The organism is Streptosporangium amethystogenes subsp. fukuiense (assembly GCF_042665875.1).
GTDB lineage: Bacteria > Actinomycetota > Actinomycetes > Streptosporangiales > Streptosporangiaceae > Streptosporangium > Streptosporangium fukuiense.
In genome coordinates, this window is sequence record NZ_JBHTEE010000001.1 from 8,319,885 (window position 1) to 8,341,714 (window position 21,830).

Consider the following 21,830-nt stretch of genomic DNA (forward strand, 5'->3'; position numbering starts at 1 on the left):
CGACGCTAACACGAGACGTCCCTAGACGTCCCCGAGTTGCGGTGTTGAAGAAGAACCCTCGGAGACGAAGCTCATCCGCACAGAGCCAGGCACCCAGGCTCTGCCCTTTCACGTCGATGGGAGCTTGAGTTCATGACCACCGCACGAGAGCGACAGCGCGCATATCAGCAAGACCTTCTCACCGCCCTGGACGGCGAACTCAGAGCGCGCGAGATCACCACCGTCCTGATCGTGGACGGCAACGGGCACCCCTGCCTGGAGGTCCTCGACCTGCACTTCCGTACGCGGCGTGTGTACGTGCAGACGGCATTCCGCTGGTTCTACTGGGGCGACCAGCACGACGAGCGGATCTCGTCGCTGCATCTGCTGAAGGCCACCGAGCGGATCGTTGAGGCCGCGGGCGAGGGCTGGCGTGAGGGAGAGCAGGGAACGCTCAGCGTTGACCTGAGCAAGATCGCAGACGCGTACCGCTGCTGATCCGATGACTCCTGAGACGAGCAACTGGCTGACCGGCGGGCGGGTTCATCGCCGACTCGCCGATCGCATCCGCGCCCAGATCAGTGCGGGTGAGTACCCGCCGGGCAGCGCGCTGCCCTCTGAGTCCGCGCTGGCCGACTACTACCGGCTGGCCCGCTCCACCGTCCGCCGGGGCTTGGCCATCCTGGCGGACGAGGAGCTGATCATCACGTTGCCCGGTAAGGGCCGCGTGGTCAACGGCCCCGAGGGGGAGACCGGTGCGGCCTACCGGTATCAAATGATCGCCAACGAGCTGCGTGCGCAGATCGGGACAGGGACGCTCGCGGCCGGCGCCAAGCTGCCGAGCGAGCTGGCACTGTGCAAGCAGCACGGGGCGTCGCGCAACACCGTCCGTCAGGCTCTTGACGAGCTGAAATGCGAGGGACTGATCGTGACCCGGCACGGCAAAGGCCATTTCGTCCAGGCCGTGCGGGATTGAGACGTCTTGGGACGTCTCGTTGCGCGCTCTGGATTCACCTCGGGGACCGGCGTCTATCGTGGGCCGCATGGGACAAGCTGAGTGGGCGCGTGACTTGGCCAGGCAACTGCTGGAGAAGCCGTTGCCGCGCCGGTGGGCACACACCCAGGGAGTGGCCGCGCGGGCTGAGACGCTGGCACCGATCCTGGGTGAGGAAGCCGATCTGCTGACCGCCTCGGCCTGGCTGCACGACATCGGATATGCGCCCGAGCTGGTCGACACCGGCTTTCATCCGCTGGATGGTGCCCGCTACCTACGCGATGTGCATCAGGCCGATGACCAGCTGGCCCGGCTGGTCGCGCATCACTCGTGCGCGGTCTACGAGGCGACCGAGCGCGGCCTGCTGGATGTGCTGAACACCGAGTTCGATCGGGAACGTCCGGAGCTGGTGGAGGCGCTGACCTACTGCGACATGACCACCAGCCCGGACGGCCTCGTCCTGGACGTCGATGCTCGCCTGGCGGAGATCCACTCCCGGTACGGCCCCGAGCACCTGGTCAGCCGGTCCATCACCAACGCGACCCCGTGCATCACCTCGGCCGTGCGAGCGATCCAGGCCGCGCTAACCGATGTACGGTCCGGCGGCGCCGGCTAGATAGTGGCTGAGGCGCAGCCGCATCGACCGATCCATGGTCAGTGACTCGACCTGGTCGCGGGGCACCCACCGCACTTCGCGGGACTCGTCGCTCGGGGTGGGCTCGCCGCTGATCGGCCGGCCACACAGCACGATAGAGAACTCCTGGCGGGCTTCGCCGTTGGAGGTGTAGAGGATGACGTGCCTGGGGTCGGTGTAGGTACCGACCAGACCGGTGATCTCACACCGGATGCCGGTCTCCTCCAGCGTCTCCCGGATCGCCGCCTGAGGCAGGGACTCGCCCAGGTCGATCGCTCCGCCGGGGACGGCCCAGTTGTCGTTGTCGGTGCGGTGGATCATCAGGATGTCCCCGGCGTCGTTGACGACCACGACGTTCACCGAGGGAACCAGGCTGTTGGGCGCGGGCGCTGAGGGGTCGTCGTAGAAGTCCAGCCGGCGGGCCATGGCTCAGGACTCTACCGGGGCGGCCCGGTTCCAGACGGCTTCGAAACTGTCGAGGTAGGTCGAGACCATGTCGCCGCCGGTGACCTTCCGTAGGTGCATGACCGGCGCGTCCGCGGCGAACCTGCCGTAGACGTGGGTGTTGACCAGAAGCTGGTCGTCGCCGCGGTAGATGGAGTTGTACAAGATGGTGTCGTGCAGCCGGATCTCCACCCCGTCGCGCTGCCGCAGTGACCGGTAGAGGAGGAGAGCGGTCCTGATCTGAGCGGCCATGCCGTCGTTGAGACCTTCGTCCGCACCGCGCTGTGCGACCTCCTGGCAAGCAGGATCTCCGAGCAGGATTCGCACCCGTACGCCGGCCTCCGCTTTCTCGGCGAACAGGCGCATGAGGCCGGTGTCCTGGGCGATGAAGATGCCGCTGTAGACCAGCACACCGATCTCCCGTTCGGCCGCCGAGAACAGACGTCCCCAAGTGTCCTTGGGAACGGCCCAGCGGTGCGGATAGACGGTGACAATCTCGCTCTCGGACACCGCTGCGGTCTGCTGGGAGGTCAGTGCGCCCGGCCACAGGTACGCCTCCTCCAGGCCGAGGAGTTTGGCGACCGCGAATCGATGCTTTCGGTACGGTACGCGGCCCTGGGTGATCCACCGTTCCACTGTTTTGGCGTCGACTCCGACGGCCTCGGCCAGCGCGTCGACCGTGGTGCCGTGTTCGAGAAGGGCCACCCGTAACCGCTCGTTCGCCATCTCACCTGCCCGTAGGAGGGGACGTTCAGGGACCCGGCAATCGTAGACCGGACGTCCTGAACATGTCCCATCCTATAGTGATCTCGTCCTGACTCTCTGTCGCACTCTCGGTATCGCACAGCACCACCGACAGCGACCGAGAGGAGAGACGACAGTGATCAACTACACCCGGCCGATCGACGAGACCCCCACCTGCGGGTGCGGCGCACTCTTGGAGGAGGGACAGTTCCTGTGCCGCAAGTGCCGGGCGCGAGAGTGTTGGATCCGGCGTCAGGGAGCCAGGCGCACGACGACCAAGCGGCGCGAGGAAACCCGGCGTCCGGCCAACCGTCCGCGCGACATCACCCGGGCGGGGGTGAGCTGGACGTGACCACGATCCCGCTGATCATCGGCCTCGTGCTCGGCGTGGCCGTGTTCGTCGGCTACGTGTTCGTCCTGATCGGGATGCGCCAGGAGGATCGGAGGATGCACCTGGGCGATGCCCCGCCGAGCTGCGCCGCGGGTCTGGCTCGGCGGGTGACCGGCTGCCACGTTCGGGGATGATCCCGCTACTGACGGTCGGCCAGCGTCGACTCGACTCGTGCGAGCCGCTCCGACAGGTCCCGGATCGTGGCGCGAATCTCGGTGAGGTCATCGGAGGCCGGTGGCTCCACTCGGCGGCGCGGACACGAGAGACCGACACCTATGCCCTTCTCTCCCTGATTCCCGCCCTTGCCAAGGATCTGCCCGGCAAGCCCACTAACGAGGAGCTGCGGGCCGTCCTCCGGGATTACGCGCTCCTTCCTGAGGGGCGGCGTGTGTGACCTGGCGGCGGATCGTCTGCCCGTGCTGCGCTGGATGGAGGCAGCTTCACTGTCTCTGGCTGCTCTGCAAGAGCCCCGCATCGTTAGGACGGCCCTCGACGCAGTGACGCTCACCTTCGATGGCAAGGTGGCGTCGGTCAACTCGGTACGGCGTAAGCGTTCCGTCCTGCATCACCTGATCGAAACCGCGGTTGAGCTGAGGGAACTGCCCTCCAACCTGTTGGACACGATCAAGTGGAAGCCGCCCAAGGCAACAGACGCGGTCGACCCTCGAACAGTGGTCAATTCGGCACAAGCCCGAACGCTGTTGGCGGTTCTGTCGTCCATCGGATGGACGCGTGGCCCTTGGACGGCGGCCATGTTCGCCTGCATGTACTACGCCGAGCTCCGGCCTGAGAAAGCCCCGGCAATCTGCCGTCAGAACTGTGAGCTGCCCGAGCAGGGGTGGGGACGGCTCACTTTGGAGAAGGCACGTCCGCAGGTGAACAAGCGGTGGACGAACTCAAGGGAGACCCACGACGAACGCGGTCTCAAGCACCGGGCCAGGGACAACACGAGGGAGATTCCGATCCCTCCCATCCTCGTCACGATCCTCCGTGAGCACATCGAGAAGCACGGTGCCGAAAGGGGCGGCAGGCTCTTCCGCACGAGCAAAGGCAGGACTTTCTCCTCCTCGGCCTACTCCACCGTCTGGCAGGAAACCCGGCGGCTGGCGTTCACCGTCGAACAGATCGCCTCTCCGCTGGCGGCCCTGCCTTACGACCTTCGGCATGCGGCGGTCTCCTTGTGGCTCAATGCAGGAGTTCCACCGACTGAGGTAGCACAACGAGCTGGCCACGGGATGGACGTGCTCCTCCGCGTCCACGCCAAGTGCATCGAAGGACAACGAGCTCACGCCAACGGTCAAATCTCCAGGGCGCTGGACACATGGTCGGGTGATGTCCCAGAACTCATGATGGGTGCCTTAGCGCCGGAACTAGGGGGCGTATCGGACCGTTACGCTTAAAGATCCTTATAAGAAACATGCATCTCGGCGGGGGCGCTCAGTGCCTGACTTTGGCGAGTTTTTGACCACTCCCATCCCCCTACCGTTCGGATGGGGCTCGCTGCCGTTCTGGTTCCTGCTCTTCATGGTGGTCTCTGGCGTAGTCGTAGTTCTCGGGGCGATGTCGAAGGAGTCGGTGGACGGCAAAGCAGGCAGTCGCAAGCATGACCATGCCGAGATAGCTGCACGTGGGAGTCTGCTGGGAGGGCGTGGGCAAGTCGCGGGCGTTATCGTCGCGGCACTCGCCCTCGTCGTGAGCACATGGATGGGGCGAACGCAGTGGGAGCAGGAGGTGCAACAGCAGGAGCAACAGTCACGTGAGGAGGCGCAGCGGGAGGAGCAGCGAGCACAGCGGGAGAAGGAGCAGCAGGAAGAGGAGCGGATGCGTGAGCATGCTTCTTTCGTCAGGCGTGTTGCTGTGCTGGCGTATCCCGATCCCGCAGGGATGAAGATGAAGATTCGCAACGCTAATCCGGCTGCCGCCAGCGTCCTTGTTCTGTCTCGCGTAGCTGATAAGGACGCAATGCAGAACGCTGAGGTGCTCGTTGCACCTTGCAGCGAGGGCGTCTTCCTCATGTTGCCCTCCAAAGTATGGTCCGTGGTTGTCCGTAAGGGCGGCCTGGACTGGACTCCTGGGTCTGATCCGACACCTGCGTCGCAGGACTTTCTCTTCCAGACCTATGGGGCGTCGACGAAGGATGGGAGAGAAGAGATCAGATTCTCGAAGATAGGGACCGTCGAGGAGTCGATCAGTGACTGCGCTTCCTGAGCCGTTGGTGTGCCTGTGACAGCTAAGTGATGCTTCATCGTCGGGGCGAATGTCAGGAAGGGGAGAGGGGGCGGACCGCCGGATCAGTCGCTGAACCGGACAGAACGGCTCCAAGATCATCTCGTGCATATTCCGTGAATGGCGACTCAGGGCCGCTCGCGGTGGCCTACGGCTGCACAGGGGCGCACGCCGTACCGAGGAGAATTCCCAGGTCAAGCAGTAGATGACAAGGTCAAAAGAGTGCCCCCGGCATGATTCGAACATGCGACACCCGCTTTAGGAGAGCGGTGCTCTATCCCCTGAGCTACGGAGGCAGGGGCTCCTAGTAAGAGTAGCGAAAGTGGCGAGTGGTTGCGCGCTTGGAGGGGGAGTTCGGGGCGGACAGCGGGTTATCGGTTCGCTGAGCTGGAGTAAAAGGGCGGCAAGTGGGCGGGTGTGCGAGGTTGGGCGGGGTTAGCGTCACGCTCCGTGATTGACAGGAGACGGAAGCGTATCCGTGGGCGCCGGGCGCTGCGGCCGGCGGTGCTGTGTGGCGCGATGCTGGCGCCCGCGCTTCTGGCCGGGGGGTTGCTGGTGGCCGAACTCACCGGCTACGAGGCGGCCATCCGGATGGCCGACGCCGGTACGGGGCCCGGGGCGGACGGGGAAGCGGGAGGCGGGGAGGGGCGCGGGGGGCGGCAGGGACCCCGGGAGGGTGCCTGGAACGGCGCGATGTCCCGGGTGGGAGACGGTGGTGCTGGGGCGTCTCGGGTGGGAGCGGGAAGCGGTACGGAGCCTCGGATGAGGACTGGGGATGATTCGGGGCTCCGGACGGGGGAGGACGCGGGGTCACTGAACGGGGAAGTCTCTGAGGCGGACGCGGGGCTACTGAACGAGGGAGCCTTGGAGGCGGATGCGGGGCTGTTGGCTGGGGGAGCGGCGGGAGAGGATGCGGAGCTGTTAGGCGTGGGAGTGGCGGGAGAGGGGGCGGGACCGCTGGGTGGGGGAGCGGAGCTGTCGGACAGCGAAGTGCGGGGAGCGGGGCTGCTGGATGCGGGAGCGGTGAGGGAAGGCGCTGGGCTTCTGGGCGGAGGGGAACCGGGGGCGGGAGTGGTGAGGGAGAGGACGGGGCTGCGGGATGAGGGGGCGACGGGGGATGCGGTGGCCGTGGTGCCGGTCGCGGTCGGGGCTGTGCGGAGCGGGCTGTTCGGGCCGAGGCTGGTGCCCCCACCTCTGCGGCCGGAGCGGGTGTACGGGGGGTGGATGCTGGTCGCCGCGGAATCGGGAGCCGGACGCTCGGTGGGTGAGCCGGGCCGGCTCGGCGGGACGGGCGAACCGGGAGGGGTAAGCCAACCCGGCCAGTCGAACCAACCCGGTCAGTCGAACCGACTGGGTCAACCAAACCAACTGGGTCAATCGGGACAGCCGGGCCTGCCAGGTGGAGTGGGCCAACTGGGCCGCACGGGTGGGCCGGACCGTTCGGGTGGATCAAGCCGACACAGCATGGACGAGCCGGACATGGTCGTACCTCTGAGGGTCCCCAGGGGGCCGCGGAGGGCCGCGTCGCGGCCGCCTGTGGAGCCTGAGCCCCAAAAGGAGCGAGAGCCCTGGGACGGCTGTCCGACGGAGTGGCGAAGGACGTGGCTCTGGGAGGTCTGCAAGGAGCACGCGCGGCAAGAAGTCTGACTTGTCCGGTCGCAAAAAGGGGTGTTCGGCGCATAACGGCTGTGGAGGTCTGGCCCGGGTAGTTGGCCAGCTGTAGTAGCGTGCGTGCCTGACCCAGGTCACGAGTTCGCAAACGGAGGGGTCGAACGTGCCACCTCGTCGATCAGCGGGTCTGATCGCCGTCGTCGCGACGATGCTTTCCCTCCTGCCGGGGGCCGCTGTCGCGCAGCGGGCGCCGGCGGAGGTTCAGGCCGTTGTCGTCGCCGATCCGGTGAATCTCACAGAACTGCGTCGCGAGGCGGAGAAGGCGACAAAGGACCTTGAGGCCGCGACCAAGGCGCTGGAGCAGCGACGGACCCAGATCCGTGACTCGGAGAAGCAGCTCACCGCCAAGCTGAGGGAGCTGCAGGTCGCCGAGAGGGCCTTCGACCAGGTACGGCAGCCGCTCTCGGACCTGGTCGGGTTCCTCTACCAGCAGCCTCTCGGTGGGGACGTGTCCGGTTTCCTGTCCGGCGAGTCCAGCGCGGACACCCTGCGTGCCATGGCCGGTGTCACCCACCTCGTCGCCGAGCGGGACCTGATCCTCAAGGACAGCAGCCGCCTGCAACTGGAGCGGGAGCGGCTGGCGGGCGAGGCCCAGGAACTCCGGGCGACCAACCTCCTCGCGGAGGCGCAGATGGGCGCCGAGATCGAGACGCTCAGGGCGCGCTCGCAGAAGATCGTGCAGTCCCTGACCAAGGCGCTGGTGAAGCTGGGCGTCAAGATCAACAAGAACGGGCAGCCGGCGGCCGGGTGCGACCCGACCAGGGCGACCTCGATGGGCGACTTTCCCAACGGGCTCATCCCGCAGGCGTACCTCTGCCCGCTCCAGCAGCCGGGCAACCAGCTGCGCGGTGACGCCGCGCTCGCGTTCATCAGCCTCAACGAGGCGTACAAGCGGCGGTTCGGCAAGCCCATGTGCGTGACCGACAGCTACCGGAGCCTGGCCGAGCAGCAGTCGGTCTACTACCGCCGCCCCGGCTTCGCCGCGGTTCCCGGGCGGAGCAACCACGGCCTGGGGCTCGCGGTCGACCTGTGCGGGGGCGTCGAGCGCTTCCGCTCGGCCGAGTTCAACTGGGTGGAGGCCAACGGCAAGAGGTTCGGCTGGATCCACCCCCAGTGGGCCTACGTCAGCCCCTTCGAACCCTGGCACTGGGAGTACGACCCCAAGCTCGGTTCCCTGCTGTAGGGGCTCCTGGCAGAACGGTCCACGGAAGTCGATCCCCCGACCGAACGTGAGGGCGGCGTGGCGGGTAATTCCGGTGCGCGACCTCTCGCCGGCGGTTCACACTGCGGGCATGGACGGACATGCCTTCGAGCCCGCCACGCCCTTGGTGCAGTCGAGCGAACTGCTGGGCTTCCCTCCCGACGCCCGGGTGCTCATCGTCAACTGCGACGACTTCGGGATGTACGACGCGATCAACACCGCGGTGATCGACTCGATCGAGCAGGGGATCGCCGGTTCGTGCAGCCTGATGGCACCCTGTCCATCGGCGCCGCACGCCATGCGTCTGCTTCGCGGGCGGCCGGAGATCCCGTTCGGGATCCACCTCACGCTGGTCTGCGACACGGCCCACTACCGGTGGGGCCCGCTGACCGCGAAGGAGAGAGTGCCCTCGCTGCTCGACGACGCGGGCGAACTGTTCACATCCACACCCGCGGGGCGTTCCGAGTTCCTCGCCCAGGCCCGTCTCGACGAGGTGGAGCTTGAGTTCCGCGCGCAGATCAACACGGTGGCCGACGCCGGGCTCACACCGACGCATCTGGACTTCCACTGCCTGGCCGACGGCGGACGCGACGACATCCTCGACCTGACCGTGGCGCTGGCCGCGGAGTACGGCCTGGCGGTACGGGTCTGGCTCGAACCCGGACGTCGGAAGATGCGACAGCGGGGCCTGCCGGTCACCGACAACGAGTTCCTGGACAGCTTCTCCCTCAGCATCGAGGGTAAGTCGGCCCGATACGCCCAGCTGCTACGCGAACTGCCGACCGGGCTCAGCGAATGGGCGGTGCATCCCAGCGTCGGCCGCGAGGAGTCGCAGTCGATCGACGACGGCTGGCGCGTACGCCGAACCGACTACGAGTTCCTGACCTCGCCGGAGGCTCGCGAACTCCTCCAGCAGGAGGGCATCACCGTGATCGACTACCGGACCGTCCAACGGGCATGGTCCAGCGCCCCCGGTAGATCGGCAGTACGCCTTCCCGCTGAATGACGGGCACTCAAGCTTCTCCGGCCACATTGAGCCGCAGGCGCCCACCCATAGCCTGTTGGCCGTGCCCGCCCTCATCCGGCACCGCCGGACGAGGAGATCGTGCGGTGGTCTCAGACTTCTCCCGTACGGATGCCCGCGAGGAAGTCGTTCCAGGCAGCAGAGGAGAAGGTGAGCGCGGGACCGGACGGGTCCTTGCTGTCGCGGACGGCGACGAGGCCCGGCAGGTTGGTGGCCACCTCGACGCAGCCGTTTCCGCCGTCGCTAAGGGTGGATTTGCGCCACGCGGGAGTAGGTGTCAGGTCCGGCATCTTGGCATCCTCCATGCGTTCAGGTTGTGGCGGCAATGGCGTGGAGAAAGACGAGGGAATCATCAGGATTAAGTGCCATCGCGCATAGCTGGTCGAAAACCAGGTTATATCGGTACACCTCGGCATCTGCCTCGATGTAGATGCTACTCGCCAGCGTCTCGATATAAACGATGTCCGGATGGATGCCAGGGAAGTCCAAGATTGCAAAGGGGCCAACAACGGCGGGATGCGCCCCGGCATCATGTGACAGGACCTGAATTGTCACGTGTGGTTGCTGGGCCTGGGCAAGCAAGTGGGCGCATTGCCTACTCATCACGCCGGGATCGCCCATTATGCGGCGGAGTGCGGCCTCGTCGATGATCGAATGGATGTTCAGGGGCTCGGGCTTGCTCAACGTGGCCTGGCGAGTCATCCGCACTTCGATGCGCCGATCGATCTTCTCGGCCGGTTCCTGGGACATCATCGTCGCCCCGATGACAGCGCGTGCGTAGTCCTCGGTCTGGAGCAGTCCGTGCACGAGCTGCATGCTGTAACACCTGATCACGGCAGCGTCGGACTCCAGGCCGATGTAGCCCGCATAGCCGGACGGCAGGTCGTCGTAGACGTCCCACCATCCGTGCTCACGAACTGACGCCTGCAAGGTGATCAGACTCTGGCGCGCCTCCCCTGCCACCCCGTAAGCGTCCAGCAGGGTGATCAAGTCGGCAGCCTTCACCCGGGAGGTGCAGTGCTCGATACGGCTGATCTTGGATGACTGCCACCCGACTCGTCGCGCCGCCTGCTCTCCGGTGAATCCTTTGAGCTCACGAAGCCGACGCAACTCTGACGCCAGTCGGCGCTGCCGTACTGTCGGACCTGAGCCAGCCACCATGATCCAGTCTTCCATGAAAAATAGAAGTTTCTGAAATTCTCTGGAAATCCTAGCACTCCGCCGTCACCTGGAGAGATGATGCCTGCGACATAAGAATCACGTGATGACTGGAGGGTGACTGATGCTCCCTGTCACTTCATCCTTCCGGGTTATGTGCGTTATGTCGCCATTCGCTCTGAGGGCGTACGTACGTTCCCTTGCCGGGGATGGTACGGATCAGGAAGTCGTCTTTCAGGAGTCGCAAGACCTTCTGGATCGTGGTCCTGGCGACGCCGAACTCCTGTTCCAACTGGGTAAGGCTGGGGATGACGGATCTTTCCCGATATTCGCCACTTACTATGCGCGCACGAAGGGCGCTGTAAAGCTGCTCCCAGATCGTGCGATCTTCGTCCCACTCCATGATTCGTACCGTAGAGGGCTGCACTTTGCCCTACTTAACCCGCTCAGGCTCTACCCTGCTCCACTGTGGTGCACCAGGGTAGAGCCTGGTGAATCACTCGTTCGTGTCCAGCAACACGAGACCCGCCCGGCGCTGCCACGACCGGACGGGTCCTTGACCAGGAAGGTCCTCCTGAACCGTGACCAACCCTAGTGCTCCGGTTCTCGACCGACGGGCAGCCAGCGGTTGCGGCTGTTTCGTCGACGAGCCGCCGATGCCGATGGGGTGTGCCGCCTGCGGGCATGCCCCCTATGCGCACGGCTGTCCAGACCGGTCCGCCGATCATGAGTACGCGCAGCCCTCCGGTGCTCTGATGGCCACGCGACTGGAGGCTCGCCGTACCGGGAACCGCTCCTTGTCCTGCTTCGAGTCGCCCGCTCTCACGATCCCGGCCGAACTGATCCCGCTGGTACCCGCTCAGCGGTCTGCCAAGCAGGTCCCGGCCGTCGAGCCCGGGCCACCCCGGCGGCTGCCCTGCCGTCGTCGCCCGGTGCCCCTGGCCAGGTCCGCCCGCACTAGACCGCCCCGGCCCGGGGGCAGGTATCGCTGCATGCCCCGTCCCGGGCGAACGACCGTCTGCACTCTGCGTCGGGCGGCGGTCACCCCGTCTCCGTACCGGCCGCCCGGCCCGTACGGCGCACCCCTCCGTGTCCTGCACCGCCCCATGAAGCGGGCCCGTCCTCCGCTACCAACGTCCGGACGGGCCCTTGATCGGATGGAGGTCCAATCAGTGGACGATGTTAGTTCCAGCACCCCAGAGTCGACCATCCCCGGTTGGCGGCTGATCCTCAGTGACGCCGGACGGCTGTGGGCCAGCAGGGAGGAGCCCTTCTCCCTGGCCGCGTTCCATGCCGGAGCCGAACGGACCATCGACGCCGACACCTTCGACACGCTCCGGGCCGAGACCGACCGGCAGGAGGCCATCGCCAAGGAGGCCAATGCCCAGGCGGCTGCCGTCACGGAGACCCCCGCCGGGGAAACGCAGGAGCAGGCCACCGGGCAGGTGATCTCATGATCCGGCGACGGCCCGCCCGCCCGCGCGGGCGCCACCGCGACGGCCAGGCCGCCCCTCCCGTGCCGCACTACACCTGGGACCACGAAGCCCGCGCCGAAGCCGCGATGCTGGAGATCACCTGGCCCGGCTGGGCCGTGCTCTACGGCACCGGCAGTCGCCTCTTTCACGCCATCGCCACCTGGCCCACCCCTGAGCCGCTGCTCCTGTGCGACCGCACCATCGACGGCCTCAAGGCGCAGATGCGCGAGGCCGAGATGACCGCGCTCCTGCACCGCTGGGCGCTCACCTCCACCTCGGCCACTATCGGCCACTTCTGAGCAGGCACGGCGGCCCTCCCTTCCCCGGCCCAGGCCGCCGTGCCGTTATCCAACGCGCCCGTACGGCGCGTGACGCGGGCGGGGGCTCATCCAGCCCGCCCGCGTCCGCCAGGCAGGAGCACCTGATGACCAACGGCGCTGGGGGCACGCTCCTGGGAATCACCTCGTGCGGGTGCCGATCGTGATGGAGAGCCGTCCGCCCGCCTGGGCGGAGGCCAGTTCGGTCGCCTGGGCCGAGGTGGTGGCCAGCACGACGAGGGCGCCCCGCTCGGACTTCTCGCCCGGGGTGGCCAGGACCGTGACGTCCTCGGCCACGATCGTCGCGGGAGCGGGGGTGGTGCCGTCCCACGTCGAGGTGGCGGCGGCGAGCACGTCCACCACGTCACCCGGCGAGAGCAGGCGCGCGGTCTCGGGGTCCGCGACGCGGACCGGGGTGGCGACCGTTCCGGGGCCGTGGGCGGACAGCAGGCCGGGGCCGAGCAGGCGGACGTCGGTCAGCGGCTCCCCGCGTCGTACGGGACCGGCCAGGATCTTTCCGGCGAACGGCGTGCCGGGTCTCAGCGCGCCGTCGGGGACCGTGCCGGGCCTCAGGGCCGCCGGTGTCAGGTCGGTCCCGTTCAGCACGCCGCCGGAGAGATCCCTGGCGGCGGTCAGGACGATCACCGAGGCGGTGTCCGGGCGTAGGGCCAGCAGGGCGCATCCCATCGCCAGGGCGGCGACGAGGGCGGCGAGCAGGCGGTGACGGCGGCCGAGAAGGCGGCGCAGGGCGCGCATGGCTGACTCCATGGATGGGAGCCGGGCGGCGCGGTGCCCGTGACGGGATGCCCACCGGATGGCGGGACGGGGGAAGGTATGGGCTCAGCTGGGAAGGTCGAAGGGGAGATCGAGGCCGTCGAGGGCGGTGGGGCAGGGGCAGGTGCGCTCTTCGGGGAGGGCGGCGACGACGTCGGTGATCAGGGAGCGCATCCGGGTGACGTTGGTGGCGAAGAAGGCGAGGACCTCCTCGTGGGTGACCCCCTCACCCGCCTCGACCCCGGCGTCGTGGTCGGTGACCAGGGAGATCGAGGTGTAGCAGAGGGCCAGCTCGCGGGCGAGGATGGCCTCGGGGAAGCCGGTCATGCCGACGATCGACCAGCCGTTGCCGCTGAACCAGCGGGACTCCGCGCGGGTCGAGAAGCGCGGGCCCTGGATGACCACCAGGGTGCCGCCGTCGGACACCTCCCACTCCGAGGAGCGCGCGCCGGCGACCGCCGCCGCCCGGCCCGAGGGGCAGTAGGGGTCGGCGAAGGCGACATGGACGACGCCGCCCTCGTCGTAGTAGGTCTGTACGCGGCCGGCGGTGCGGTCGATGAGCTGGTCGGGGACGACCAGGGCGCCGGGGCCGATCTCGGGGCGCAGCGACCCGACCGCGCTGGGGGCGAGCACCTGGCGTACGCCGAGGGAACGCAGCGCCCACAGGTTCGCCCGGTAGGGGATGAGGTGCGGCGGGAAGCGGTGGTCGCGGCCGTGGCGGGGCAGGAACGCGACCGAGCGCGACCCGATGTGGCCGACGGTGACGACGTCGCTCGGCGGCCCGTACGGTGTGGTGATCTCGATCTCTGTGGCGTCGTCGAGCAGTGAGTAGAAGCCCGAGCCGCCGATGACTCCGATGTCCGCGCGAGTAACCATGGCGCCGAGATTAGCGCCACGACCGGACCCCTGAGGAGTCCGGGGCGCAGCCTGTGGACAACCCGGCTTCCATGGCGGCCGGTTGGGGAAGCCCGTCAGGAAGGGGGCGCTATGAGGCGGGGGACGGTTCGAGATCGGACGGGAGAAGCGCGCCGATCCAGACGTCCCTCCAGGTGCCGTGGTTCATCATCGCCGCGCGCAGCACGCCCTCGAAGACGAAGCCGGCCTTCTCCGCGACGATGCGCGAACCCTCGTTGCCGGCCTCGGCGCGCCACTCCAGGCGGTGCACGCCCAGTGTGGTGAAGGCCCAGCGGGCTATGGCGAGTACCCCCTCGGTCGCGTAACCGTGGCCCCGATGCTCCCGCGCCGTCCAGTAGCCGATCTCCCAGGTGCCGGTGTGATTGTGCACGTTGACCGAGGCCAGCAGGGGGCCGCCGGAGCGGGGTTCCACGGCGAAGTGGAACATGGTCTGCTTCTGCCGGCCCTCCGGTACCAACTGCCGCAGGAAGTACTCGGCGTGCTGACGTTCGTACGGTGAGGGGATCCCGGTCCAGCGCTGTATGTCGGGGTCCTGGCAGGCGAGGAAGACGGCTTCGGCGTCGCTGGGTTCGAGGGGGCGCAGCAAGAGGCGCTGCGTGGTCAGGGTGACAGGCTCCATTGCGTGATTGTCGGACTTGTCGTCGGAAAGTCGCCATGGGTTTTCCGGTATGACCCCGGCACGGTCCTGTCCGCTGGATCGGCATCCGCGGCGCGGCGGCGCCGGCAGTGGCCGGCGTCGGACAGCGGATGTCCACAGCGGTCACCCGATCCACGGGACACGGCCCAGGGCGACGGGCAGGAAGGGGCTGTTCCAGGGCGCGATCGTCATCTGACAAGACCCGCCTGATTCCCCTGGATTGACGCATGCCGATATCGGCATATGATGGCGGCCATGGCACGAGCAGCGACGACGTCGGACGTCTTCAACGCGATCGCCGAGCCGCAGCGCCGGGAGATCCTGATAGTGCTGCGGGCGGGTGAGCGGCCGGTGACCGAGTTGGCCCAGGAGCTGGGGATGACCCAGCCGCAGGCGTCCAAACACCTGCGGGTGCTCCGGGAGGTCGGGCTGGTGCGGGACCGCAAGGCAGGCAAACAGCGCCTGTACGGCCTGGACGCCCGCGGGCTGCGACCGGTCCACGAGTGGACCGGCGGGTTCGAGCGGTTCTGGAACGAGAGCTTCGACCGGCTGGACGCCTACGTGCAGGACCTCAAGCAGGCAAGACAGGAAGGAAGTAACCGATGAGCGAGACGGGACAAGGAGCGCCGGCGCAGTCCGCGACGGCCGACCGCGAGATTGTGATCTCCCGGGTCATCGACGCCCCACGGGAGCTGGTGTTCGAGGCGTTCACCGAGGTGCGGCACCTGTCGCGGTGGTGGGGGCCGGAGGGGTTCACCACCACCACGCGGTCCTTCGAGTTCCACGTCGGCGGGGAGTGGGACTTCGTGATGCACGGGCCGGACGGGACGGACTACCGGGAGTGGATCACCTGGACCGAGATCGTCCCGCCGGAGGGGATCGCGCTGCTGCACGGCGAATACCGCGGCGACCCGAACGCCTTCGAGTCGGTCCTCGCGTTCGCGCCCGACGGGGCGGCGACCCGGATCGAGATGCGCACGGTGTTCCCCACCAAGGAGCTGCGCGACGAAGCGGTCGAGAAATACCACGCGATCGAGGGCGGCCGGCAGACCCTGAGCAACCTGGCTGCCTACGTCACCGAGATAGTTCGGAAGGGAGCTGAGGGCTGATGGCCGGGAAGGTTTTCTTCAGCGTGTCGATGTCGCTGGACGGTTTCATCGCACCCGAGTCCCTCGGGGATTTGATGGGGCGGCAGTGGATGGAACTGCAGCGGTGGATATTCCCGCTGCGGTTCTTCCGGGAGAACCTGAAGCTCGGCGGGGGCGGCGAGGAAGGGCGCGACAACGACATCGTGCGGGAGACGTTCGAGCGTACCGGCGCGAGCGTGATGGGCAAGCGCATGTTCGACGCCGGCGAGCAGGCGTGGCCGGAGGAGGCGCCGTTCCACACGCCGGTGTTCGTCGTGACGCACGAGAAGCGTGACCCCTGGGAGCGGCCGGGTGGGACCACCTTCCACTTCGTCAACGACGGCATCGAGACCGCGCTCGACCAGGCCCGCGAGGCCGCCGGCGACCGCGATGTCCGCATCTCGGGCGGCGGCGCGACGATCCTGGAGTACGTGAACGCCGGCCTGATCGACGAGTTCTCGATCGCGCTCTCACCCGTGCTGTTCGGCTCCGGAATCCGCCTGTTCGAGGGCGTGGACGCGGGCCGCGTGGCCCTGGAGCAGGTCCGCGCGGAGCCGACGCAGCGGGTGACCCACCTGACCTACGCAGTCCGGGAGCGGTGACTGTCTCGACCTCAGCGCTCCCCGCCGAGGTCGGCAGCGCGGTGAGATCCTCGACGTGATGTACTCCGGCTTTCGCGGAGTCGCTTTGGTTGACTTACATGCCTCCGCCCCCTTGGAGAGGTCGGCATGTCGAAGAGATATCCCCTGAGTTTCGTCGTAAGGTCCTGGACCTGTTGAAGGCCGGTCGAACCGTCCGCCAAGTGGCCTTCGATCTACAGATCAGCGACCAGACGATCTACAACTGGCGCGAGCAGGAGCTGATCGACACCGGTCAGAAACCTGGCCTGACTTCGTCGGATCACACCGAGCTGGTCGCGGCTCGGCGCCGGATCGCTGAGTTGGAGACCGAGCCGGCCGTGACCAGGCGCGCCGCCGAGCTGTTGAGAGAGGCGGTGCCCCCCAAAGACGGTTCGAGGCCATCGCGGTAACGGCTGCCGAAGGACTCCCTATCCAGGTCTGCTGCCGCATCTCAAGCGTCTCGGAGTCGGGCTTTTATGCCTGGCGAGACCGGCCGCCCTCAGCTCGAACGCTCCGGCATGCCTGGCTGACCGACGAAATCCGGAAAGTGCACGCCGCATCCAACGGCGTCTACGGCGGCCTGCGGGTGCACGCCGAGCTCACCATGGGGCGAGGCATCGCGGTCGGGCACGGAGCGGTGGCCATGCTGATGCGCCGGGCCGGCATCAAAGGACTCCCTCGAACTCGGGATACATCACTTTGGGCCGCAGCGTGTTCCTCGGGGTCGAGTCGGGGTTCAGCGCCACCGACGCAAGGTCGCTCATGGCGCGGCGGCTTTCCCGCACGGCGTCGACCTGCTTCCACAAGATGGCGTCGACGACGTCCGGGGCGACCATATTGCTACCGAGATTTCGTCAGTCACCGCCGTCGCCCCCATCTCCGCCAAAGCCGCCCCCGCCCCCGCCGAAGTCGCCGCCGGCCCCGTCGTGGTGGCTGCTGGAACCGCTTGATGAGCTGGAACCGCCCAATGAATTCCATAGGAGCCGCAGAAACCAGAACGCCCCGGCTGCCAGCCATATCCACCCCAACGGGGTCGATATCACCATAGATACCGCTACATCTACGAGGAAGCGAAAAATATCAATGAGTTCGATGTCGTTCACAGCCCCACCTTCCTGAGCCAGAAGGCCCGGACTGGCATGCTGGCATAGTCGATGGCTAGGGCGGTTCCATTTGGCCCCTTTGGACGGCTTGACCTGGGACCACTTGACGATCATAGGAAAATTGGGGTAGCGGCTTGATTTGGCCCCACCCCGGTCGGCCGGAAGGGGGGCCCAGTAGTACTGGCGAAAAATACAACGGATATGCAGGTCAGAGCTTCCTAAAGAACCTTCGGGTACAACCTGGAAGGCCCTCCGCTCGGGTCGGTGTCATAGACCGCAAAGTAGGGGCGTATCCCCAGGTCAGGACAGCGCGCCGGTGCCTGTCGGAATCCACTCACCGACCCGTTCGCCGACGTTGATTCTCGGCACGAGTTCTTGATGCTCACTACCTGCGACCTCGTAGTTTGCCGGTGGAGTGTCGACAGAAGAGAGTCTGTCGACACTGACACGCGATTACACAGAGCTACTTTGCGTCCTATGACGCCGACCCGAGTGGAGGACCCTGACCGTGGCCGGCGACGACGAACAGCCGACCGCGATCAGCATGGCCGACCTAAACTGACACGCCGCAGGCACGAAGCAGGCCCCCGCACCAGTCGGTGCGGGGGCCTGGCTACCGCGATGCTTCAGACGCGCAGGAAGGGCAGTACGGACATGTCCACCCCGTACGCGACAGCCACCACGATCACAACCGTGATGACGATCGTCCGCATATGACGACCCCACTCACCGGGGATCCGAACAGACAGCGAGAAGTTGCTCACGGGCGCCTCCAAAGCACATCAGGGCCAGGCGGTCAGAGCCCACTGAAGTGAGGGCGCGGCTCCGGAAGACACCGCCCCGACGCCCTACACAGTCTTCCGCGACCTGCGCCGCAGCGGTTTACCGCCAATGACCGTCCCGCTGTTCCTCAACCCCGATCTTCCACGGCAAGAAGGGCGAGCTCTACCAGCGCTACCACAAGGGCATGGAGGACCAGCTCGGCGCGCTCGGCTTGGTGCTCAACTGCGTCACGCTGTGGAACACCTTCCACATGGACCGGGCACTCGATCAGCTCAAGGCCGAGGGCTACCCTCTGGCCGGAGAAGACATCGCACACCTGTCGCCCTTCGTCCGCCGGCACATCAACGTGAGTGGTGGCGACCTGGAGCGTGCCGAGGAAGCGGGCGGCGGCGCCAGCCACGGTGGAGCGGTCACCGGCGGGACCGATGCCCGCCTCGCGTCGGGCGGCCGTCATCCATCCCACCCATACCCGGCGGGCTTGTTCTTCGGTTTGCCGGGCGGTGTCACGCCGCCGTAAGCCAGCCGAGTCGAAGATGGCCGCGCGGAGGCGAGGGCCGGTGGACGTCGCTCCTACCGTCGGCCGCCGGTCCTGGAAATGTCAGCACTCGACGTCGAACTCGAGTTCGTCGTAGCGGTGCTCTGCGATCTGCTCCCGGGTCCCCGAGACGAGGGTGATGCAACCGTCCCCGAAGACCGCGCTCTCCGGGATGGAGAGGAACAGTGCCTTCCCGCGGTCTTCGACCGGGTTGTGAAAGGCGCGGGAGTAGCCGCCGAGCTGGAGGTTATATTTCCACCGGACGTCGGGAATCTCTCCTATCTCGTCGATCAACTTGGTCACGAGGCGGGCCCGCTCGGCGTCGCCCTCGGCGTAGTCGGCCGCTTCCGCAACCTGGGACCAGTGGAGAGGGTCGGGCTTGGTGGTGCCCGGGACCGCGTAGAGCGGGAACGGCTCATGAGACTTCGACTGCGATTGTCGTTCGACGGTCTCAGTGCCTGCCGGGAGGTGGATGATGACGCCATCCTCCGGGTCGTCCGTGATCTCGGCGAGGATGACCAGGTGGCCGTCGGCGGGAAAGTCGATGTCGAGGACATCGGCAGGTAGGGCGGCGCAGTCGATGGTCACCACGTGCGACCGGTACGAGGGCACTTCCACGTCCTCGGGCAGATGGGGAAACCCAAGGGCCCGAGCGGCCGGCCGGGCATCCTTCTTCAGCTCTTGCGGCAGTTCGTCGTAGGGGCAGAGGTAGATGCAGGGGCGCAGGAGGCGGATGAACGCCTCGGTCACCGGATCGGGCACGGCAAGGGCCCGTCCAGCGTCGAGGACGGCTTCACGCACGCTCAAATTCATGGACGTCACAGTGTCACGCGTCACTGACATCCCCCTACGCCCCAGCCGGCCCTGATCGATGCGGCTCCGCGAGCGCAACCCGGCAGGGCTACGCCGGCCAATGGCGTCTCCATCTGATCCGTCATGCGGCCTGGCCTCGGATGCCCTCGATCGCGATCTCCAGCAGCCGGTCCGCCTGCTCGTCGTCATCGTGCTGCTCGGCGGCCAGTGAGATGGCGTTGACGAGCGCGAGCAGGTCCTCGGCGCGGATCCCGGGGCGTACGGCGCCTGTCTGTTGTGCTCGCCGCAGGAGGTCGCGCGCCGCATCGGTGATCATCGCCTGGCAGCCTGCGTTCTGCTCCAACAGGTCGGCATCCCGGCTGTCTTGCAGCAGTGAGGCGGCCAGGCCGCGACTGGCGCACGCGTAGGTGTTGAGGTCGCCAAGCCAGGCCAGGAGCGCGGGGCCCGGCTCGTTCTCCTCGGCGCGTTGTGCCGCCATGGCGCAAAGGTCCTCGACGCGGTCGTGGAAGACGGCTTCGAGCAGGGTCCGGCGGGAGGGGAAGAGGCGGTGCAGCGTCGCCGATCCCGTCCCGGCTTGACGGGCGATCTCCTTCAGGGCGGCGCCGGCGCCGTCACGCGCGAAGACGTCCCGGGCCGCGCTGACGATGCGGTCGTAGTTGCGCTGGGCGTCCGCACGCAGGGGCCGTCGCCGGGCGGCGTGGGGCATGGCCTCCTCCAGGTTTTGACAAGTGGGCTGGCGCTCCGGTTAGAGTAGCCGAACCGTAAGTGGGCCGCGAGCCCACTTATGGTCCGACGATTGGGAGAGATCATGCGCGCCGTCCAATACACCCGATTCGGCCCTCCCGAGGTGCTGCGCATCAACGACGTGCCCACGCCTCAGCCTGGGCCGGGAGAGGTGCTCGTCGAGGTCCGCGCCGCGAGCGTGGATGCCGGAGAACTCGCCTTCCGCGCAGGCAGACTGCGCGGCATCGCCCGAGCCCGCTTCCCCCGCGGCCTGGGGGGCGACTTCACCGGCCGCATCGCGGCCCTGGGCTCCGGCGTACACGCCTGGAGCGAGGGAGAGGAGGTGTGGGGGTTGATGCCGCACTTCGCCTTCGGCGCCATCGCCGACTACGTCACCGTCCCCGAACAGCGGCTCGCCCGGGCCCCCAAGAACCTGAGCCTGCTGGACGCCGCCGCCCTGCCCTCGTCGGGCACCACCGTCCTGACCGCCCTGACCGACAAGGCCGGCCTCACCAGCGGTGAACGGCTCCTGGTCCGCGGCGCCACCGGCGGCGTCGGCAGCATCGCCGTGCAACTGGGCAAGGCGCTCGGCGCCCACGTCACCGCGCTCGCCGGTGCACGCAATCTCGGCTGGGTCACCGAACTCGGCGCCGACGCGGCCCTGGACTACCGCACGACCCGGCCGCAGGACCTCGGTCATTACGATGTGATCCTCGACGTCGTGGGCACCGATCTCGGGGCCTACCAGGCCCGGCTCGATCGTCGTGGCCGCATGGTCGCGCTGGCCTTCGACCAGGACCGAATCCTGACCTCCATGGCCACCACGGGACTGCGAGCCGCCCTCTCGCCCCGGCGCATGAAACTCTTCAGCAACAACCCTTCCCCTGCGCGGATAGCCGAGCTCACCGCCTCCGCCGAGGCGGGCAGCGTCCGCCCTGTGATCGACGCCGTCTACCCGATCGGCGACGTCACAGAGGCTCACCGACGACTCGAAGCCGGCGGAGTCCGTGGGAAGCTCATCATCGACATGCAGCGCTGACCTGTGCGCGAAGCGGGCCGGCACTTCGGCGAATGAAGCCAAGGGTTGCTTCTGGCGGCCAAATACATCGCAAGCGTGGCAGAGAGGTGACCCAAGACCCGCCTGGCAGCCCGCCGCCGCAGGCCGATGACAACGTGACGGTCAGCCAGAGCGGCACCCGCGCCACCATGTCGACGGTCGTGATGCTGAAGGAACCGCCTGAGCTTCCCTGAAGGCCGACGAACCCGTCAGCAGCCGCCGGAAGGACCGTGATGACGTCGACGCTGGCCTGGACCAGCGTCGAGATGCTTGGTCCACCTCCGCTGCGGGTGCACGGTCCTGGGGCTGAACCTGGGCACCGTGCTCGGCTCCGCGGCTTCGTCAACGACCTCCTGGTCGGGGCTGTCCTGGTCGGGATCGCCGTCGCGGAAGACGGCGACGTCACCGCCGGTCGCTACGGCGTCTTCCGTTCCGGTGACCTTCAACCCCGGCCAACACGCCTTACGTGCCTGACAAGATCATCA

At 67.3% G+C, this 21,830-nt stretch carries 31 protein-coding genes, 1 tRNA gene and 1 pseudogene; 19 read left to right on the forward strand and 14 right to left on the reverse strand.

The features are described from left to right. Positions 1-132: 132 nt before the first annotated feature. The 3 genes from ACFQVD_RS37040 to ACFQVD_RS37050 all read left to right on the forward strand — a co-directional run bounded on the left by ACFQVD_RS37040 (position 133) and on the right by ACFQVD_RS37050 (position 1,589). Complete coding sequence (locus ACFQVD_RS37040) at positions 133-477, forward strand: hypothetical protein (protein WP_343964755.1); 345 nt, start codon at positions 133-135, stop codon at positions 475-477. 4 nt (positions 478-481) lie between these two features. Beyond that, positions 482-955 (forward strand): GntR family transcriptional regulator, encoded by a 474-nt coding sequence (locus ACFQVD_RS37045; protein ID WP_343964753.1) that lies wholly within the window; start codon positions 482-484, stop codon positions 953-955. Between the two features lie 67 nt (positions 956-1,022). Continuing rightward, positions 1,023-1,589 (forward strand): HD domain-containing protein, encoded by a 567-nt coding sequence (locus ACFQVD_RS37050; RefSeq protein ID WP_343964751.1) that lies wholly within the window; start codon positions 1,023-1,025, stop codon positions 1,587-1,589. Here ACFQVD_RS37050 and ACFQVD_RS37055 read toward each other — a convergent pair. Together ACFQVD_RS37055 and ACFQVD_RS37060 are read right to left on the reverse strand one after the other, a co-directional pair. Next, complete coding sequence (locus ACFQVD_RS37055; RefSeq protein ID WP_343964749.1) at positions 1,557-2,033, reverse strand: NUDIX hydrolase; 477 nt, start codon at positions 2,031-2,033, stop codon at positions 1,557-1,559. The genes ACFQVD_RS37050 and ACFQVD_RS37055 overlap by 33 nt on opposite strands. 3 nt (positions 2,034-2,036) lie before the next feature. Further along, on the reverse strand, positions 2,037-2,777 hold the full coding sequence (locus tag ACFQVD_RS37060) for a DUF5919 domain-containing protein (RefSeq protein WP_343964747.1): 741 nt from the start codon (positions 2,775-2,777) through the stop codon (positions 2,037-2,039). 154 nt (positions 2,778-2,931) lie between these two features. Here ACFQVD_RS37060 and ACFQVD_RS37065 point away from each other — a divergent pair, with 154 nt between their 5' ends. From ACFQVD_RS37065 to ACFQVD_RS37085, 5 genes are read left to right on the forward strand one after another with little or no spacing between them, the layout of a single operon-like run. Then, entirely contained in the window at positions 2,932-3,147 is a 216-nt protein-coding gene (locus tag ACFQVD_RS37065; protein ID WP_343964745.1) for a hypothetical protein, read from the forward strand. After that, complete coding sequence (locus tag ACFQVD_RS37070; RefSeq protein ID WP_343964743.1) at positions 3,144-3,320, forward strand: hypothetical protein; 177 nt, start codon at positions 3,144-3,146, stop codon at positions 3,318-3,320. Before ACFQVD_RS37065 ends, ACFQVD_RS37070 begins: the two co-directional genes overlap by 4 nt. Next, a complete protein-coding gene (locus ACFQVD_RS37075) occupies positions 3,317-3,580 on the forward strand; it encodes a hypothetical protein (RefSeq protein WP_343964741.1) in 264 nt (87 codons plus the stop codon). Before ACFQVD_RS37070 ends, ACFQVD_RS37075 begins: the two co-directional genes overlap by 4 nt. A gap of 22 nt (positions 3,581-3,602) precedes the next feature. After that, entirely contained in the window at positions 3,603-4,586 is a 984-nt protein-coding gene (locus ACFQVD_RS37080; protein ID WP_343964739.1) for a tyrosine-type recombinase/integrase, read from the forward strand. A gap of 40 nt (positions 4,587-4,626) precedes the next feature. Then, on the forward strand, positions 4,627-5,394 hold the full coding sequence (locus tag ACFQVD_RS37085) for a hypothetical protein (RefSeq protein ID WP_343964737.1): 768 nt from the start codon (positions 4,627-4,629) through the stop codon (positions 5,392-5,394). A gap of 241 nt (positions 5,395-5,635) precedes the next feature. On the opposite strand, the gene ACFQVD_RS37090 is transcribed toward ACFQVD_RS37085, so the two are convergent. Beyond that, a tRNA-Arg gene (locus tag ACFQVD_RS37090) sits at positions 5,636-5,708 on the reverse strand. A gap of 1,478 nt (positions 5,709-7,186) precedes the next feature. Between ACFQVD_RS37090 and ACFQVD_RS37095 the strand changes: the two genes are divergently transcribed. Together ACFQVD_RS37095 and ACFQVD_RS37100 are read left to right on the forward strand one after the other, a co-directional pair. After that, positions 7,187-8,266 carry a D-alanyl-D-alanine carboxypeptidase family protein gene (locus ACFQVD_RS37095; protein ID WP_386273343.1) on the forward strand — a complete coding sequence of 360 codons (1,080 nt, stop codon included), beginning with the start codon at positions 7,187-7,189 and terminating at the stop codon, positions 8,264-8,266. A gap of 109 nt (positions 8,267-8,375) precedes the next feature. Beyond that, positions 8,376-9,290 (forward strand): polysaccharide deacetylase family protein, encoded by a 915-nt coding sequence (locus tag ACFQVD_RS37100; RefSeq protein WP_343964733.1) that lies wholly within the window; start codon positions 8,376-8,378, stop codon positions 9,288-9,290. A gap of 110 nt (positions 9,291-9,400) precedes the next feature. On the opposite strand, the gene ACFQVD_RS37105 is transcribed toward ACFQVD_RS37100, so the two are convergent. The 3 genes from ACFQVD_RS37105 to ACFQVD_RS37115 form a co-directional block, all read right to left on the reverse strand. After that, the gene (locus ACFQVD_RS37105) at positions 9,401-9,613 is read right to left on the reverse strand and encodes a DUF397 domain-containing protein (protein WP_343964731.1); all 213 of its coding nucleotides are present in this window, start codon (positions 9,611-9,613) and stop codon (positions 9,401-9,403) included. A gap of 4 nt (positions 9,614-9,617) precedes the next feature. Further along, the gene (locus tag ACFQVD_RS37110) at positions 9,618-10,484 is read right to left on the reverse strand and encodes a helix-turn-helix domain-containing protein (protein ID WP_343964729.1); all 867 of its coding nucleotides are present in this window, start codon (positions 10,482-10,484) and stop codon (positions 9,618-9,620) included. A 121-nt stretch (positions 10,485-10,605) separates the two neighbouring features. After that, entirely contained in the window at positions 10,606-10,869 is a 264-nt protein-coding gene (locus tag ACFQVD_RS37115) for a winged helix-turn-helix domain-containing protein (RefSeq protein ID WP_343964727.1), read from the reverse strand. A 769-nt stretch (positions 10,870-11,638) separates the two neighbouring features. On the opposite strand from ACFQVD_RS37115, the gene ACFQVD_RS37120 reads away from it, so the two are divergent. After that, on the forward strand, positions 11,639-11,923 hold the full coding sequence (locus ACFQVD_RS37120) for a hypothetical protein (RefSeq protein WP_343964725.1): 285 nt from the start codon (positions 11,639-11,641) through the stop codon (positions 11,921-11,923). Then, positions 11,920-12,240, forward strand: coding sequence for a hypothetical protein (locus tag ACFQVD_RS37125; protein ID WP_343964723.1), 321 nt, complete (start codon positions 11,920-11,922; stop codon positions 12,238-12,240). Before ACFQVD_RS37120 ends, ACFQVD_RS37125 begins: the two co-directional genes overlap by 4 nt. 159 nt (positions 12,241-12,399) lie before the next feature. Here ACFQVD_RS37125 and ACFQVD_RS37130 read toward each other — a convergent pair whose 3' ends face one another. The 3 genes from ACFQVD_RS37130 to ACFQVD_RS37140 form a co-directional block, all read right to left on the reverse strand. Then, positions 12,400-13,014, reverse strand: a complete 615-nt coding sequence (locus ACFQVD_RS37130) for an RcpC/CpaB family pilus assembly protein (protein ID WP_343964721.1) — start codon at positions 13,012-13,014, stop codon at positions 12,400-12,402. 84 nt (positions 13,015-13,098) lie between these two features. Further along, entirely contained in the window at positions 13,099-13,908 is an 810-nt protein-coding gene (locus ACFQVD_RS37135) for an S-methyl-5'-thioadenosine phosphorylase (protein ID WP_343964719.1), read from the reverse strand. Between the two features lie 109 nt (positions 13,909-14,017). Beyond that, positions 14,018-14,566 (reverse strand): GNAT family N-acetyltransferase, encoded by a 549-nt coding sequence (locus ACFQVD_RS37140; RefSeq protein ID WP_343964717.1) that lies wholly within the window; start codon positions 14,564-14,566, stop codon positions 14,018-14,020. A 273-nt stretch (positions 14,567-14,839) separates the two neighbouring features. Between ACFQVD_RS37140 and ACFQVD_RS37145 the strand changes: the two genes are divergently transcribed. The 4 genes from ACFQVD_RS37145 (at position 14,840) to ACFQVD_RS37160 (ending at position 16,741) form a co-directional block, all read left to right on the forward strand. Beyond that, positions 14,840-15,190: an ArsR/SmtB family transcription factor gene (locus tag ACFQVD_RS37145; protein ID WP_343964715.1), complete on the forward strand. Its 351-nt coding sequence runs from the start codon at positions 14,840-14,842 to the stop codon at positions 15,188-15,190. Beyond that, complete coding sequence (locus ACFQVD_RS37150) at positions 15,187-15,693, forward strand: SRPBCC family protein (protein ID WP_343964713.1); 507 nt, start codon at positions 15,187-15,189, stop codon at positions 15,691-15,693. The genes ACFQVD_RS37145 and ACFQVD_RS37150 overlap by 4 nt, the downstream gene beginning before the upstream one ends. Next, complete coding sequence (locus ACFQVD_RS37155; protein WP_343964711.1) at positions 15,693-16,313, forward strand: dihydrofolate reductase family protein; 621 nt, start codon at positions 15,693-15,695, stop codon at positions 16,311-16,313. The genes ACFQVD_RS37150 and ACFQVD_RS37155 overlap by 1 nt, the downstream gene beginning before the upstream one ends. A gap of 98 nt (positions 16,314-16,411) precedes the next feature. Then, positions 16,412-16,741 carry a transposase gene (locus tag ACFQVD_RS37160; protein ID WP_343964709.1) on the forward strand — a complete coding sequence of 110 codons (330 nt, stop codon included), beginning with the start codon at positions 16,412-16,414 and terminating at the stop codon, positions 16,739-16,741. A 255-nt stretch (positions 16,742-16,996) separates the two neighbouring features. Here the strand turns inward: ACFQVD_RS37160 and ACFQVD_RS37165 are convergent, their stop codons facing one another. The 3 genes from ACFQVD_RS37165 to ACFQVD_RS37175 all read right to left on the reverse strand — a co-directional run bounded on the left by ACFQVD_RS37165 (position 16,997) and on the right by ACFQVD_RS37175 (position 18,198). After that, positions 16,997-17,167 (reverse strand): hypothetical protein, encoded by a 171-nt coding sequence (locus ACFQVD_RS37165; RefSeq protein WP_343964707.1) that lies wholly within the window; start codon positions 17,165-17,167, stop codon positions 16,997-16,999. 18 nt (positions 17,168-17,185) lie between these two features. Next, on the reverse strand, positions 17,186-17,434 hold the full coding sequence (locus ACFQVD_RS37170) for a hypothetical protein (RefSeq protein WP_156056290.1): 249 nt from the start codon (positions 17,432-17,434) through the stop codon (positions 17,186-17,188). A 626-nt stretch (positions 17,435-18,060) separates the two neighbouring features. After that, entirely contained in the window at positions 18,061-18,198 is a 138-nt protein-coding gene (locus tag ACFQVD_RS37175) for a hypothetical protein (protein ID WP_343964703.1), read from the reverse strand. Positions 18,199-18,353: 155 nt separating this feature from the next. On the opposite strand from ACFQVD_RS37175, the pseudogene ACFQVD_RS37180 reads away from it, so the two are divergent. After that, positions 18,354-18,572: pseudogene (locus ACFQVD_RS37180) on the forward strand (Tn3 family transposase); the annotation flags it as partial. 243 nt (positions 18,573-18,815) lie between these two features. On the opposite strand, the gene ACFQVD_RS37185 reads toward ACFQVD_RS37180, so the two are convergent. Next, positions 18,816-19,553, reverse strand: a complete 738-nt coding sequence (locus ACFQVD_RS37185; RefSeq protein ID WP_343964701.1) for a hypothetical protein — start codon at positions 19,551-19,553, stop codon at positions 18,816-18,818. A gap of 133 nt (positions 19,554-19,686) precedes the next feature. Next, a complete protein-coding gene (locus ACFQVD_RS37190) occupies positions 19,687-20,271 on the reverse strand; it encodes a TetR/AcrR family transcriptional regulator (RefSeq protein ID WP_343964699.1) in 585 nt (194 codons plus the stop codon). A gap of 102 nt (positions 20,272-20,373) precedes the next feature. Between ACFQVD_RS37190 and ACFQVD_RS37195 the strand changes: the two genes are divergently transcribed. After that, positions 20,374-21,327, forward strand: a complete 954-nt coding sequence (locus ACFQVD_RS37195) for an NAD(P)-dependent alcohol dehydrogenase (protein WP_343964697.1) — start codon at positions 20,374-20,376, stop codon at positions 21,325-21,327. Between the two features lie 86 nt (positions 21,328-21,413). Further along, positions 21,414-21,539 (forward strand): hypothetical protein, encoded by a 126-nt coding sequence (locus tag ACFQVD_RS37200; RefSeq protein ID WP_343964695.1) that lies wholly within the window; start codon positions 21,414-21,416, stop codon positions 21,537-21,539. Positions 21,540-21,830 lie beyond the last annotated feature (291 nt).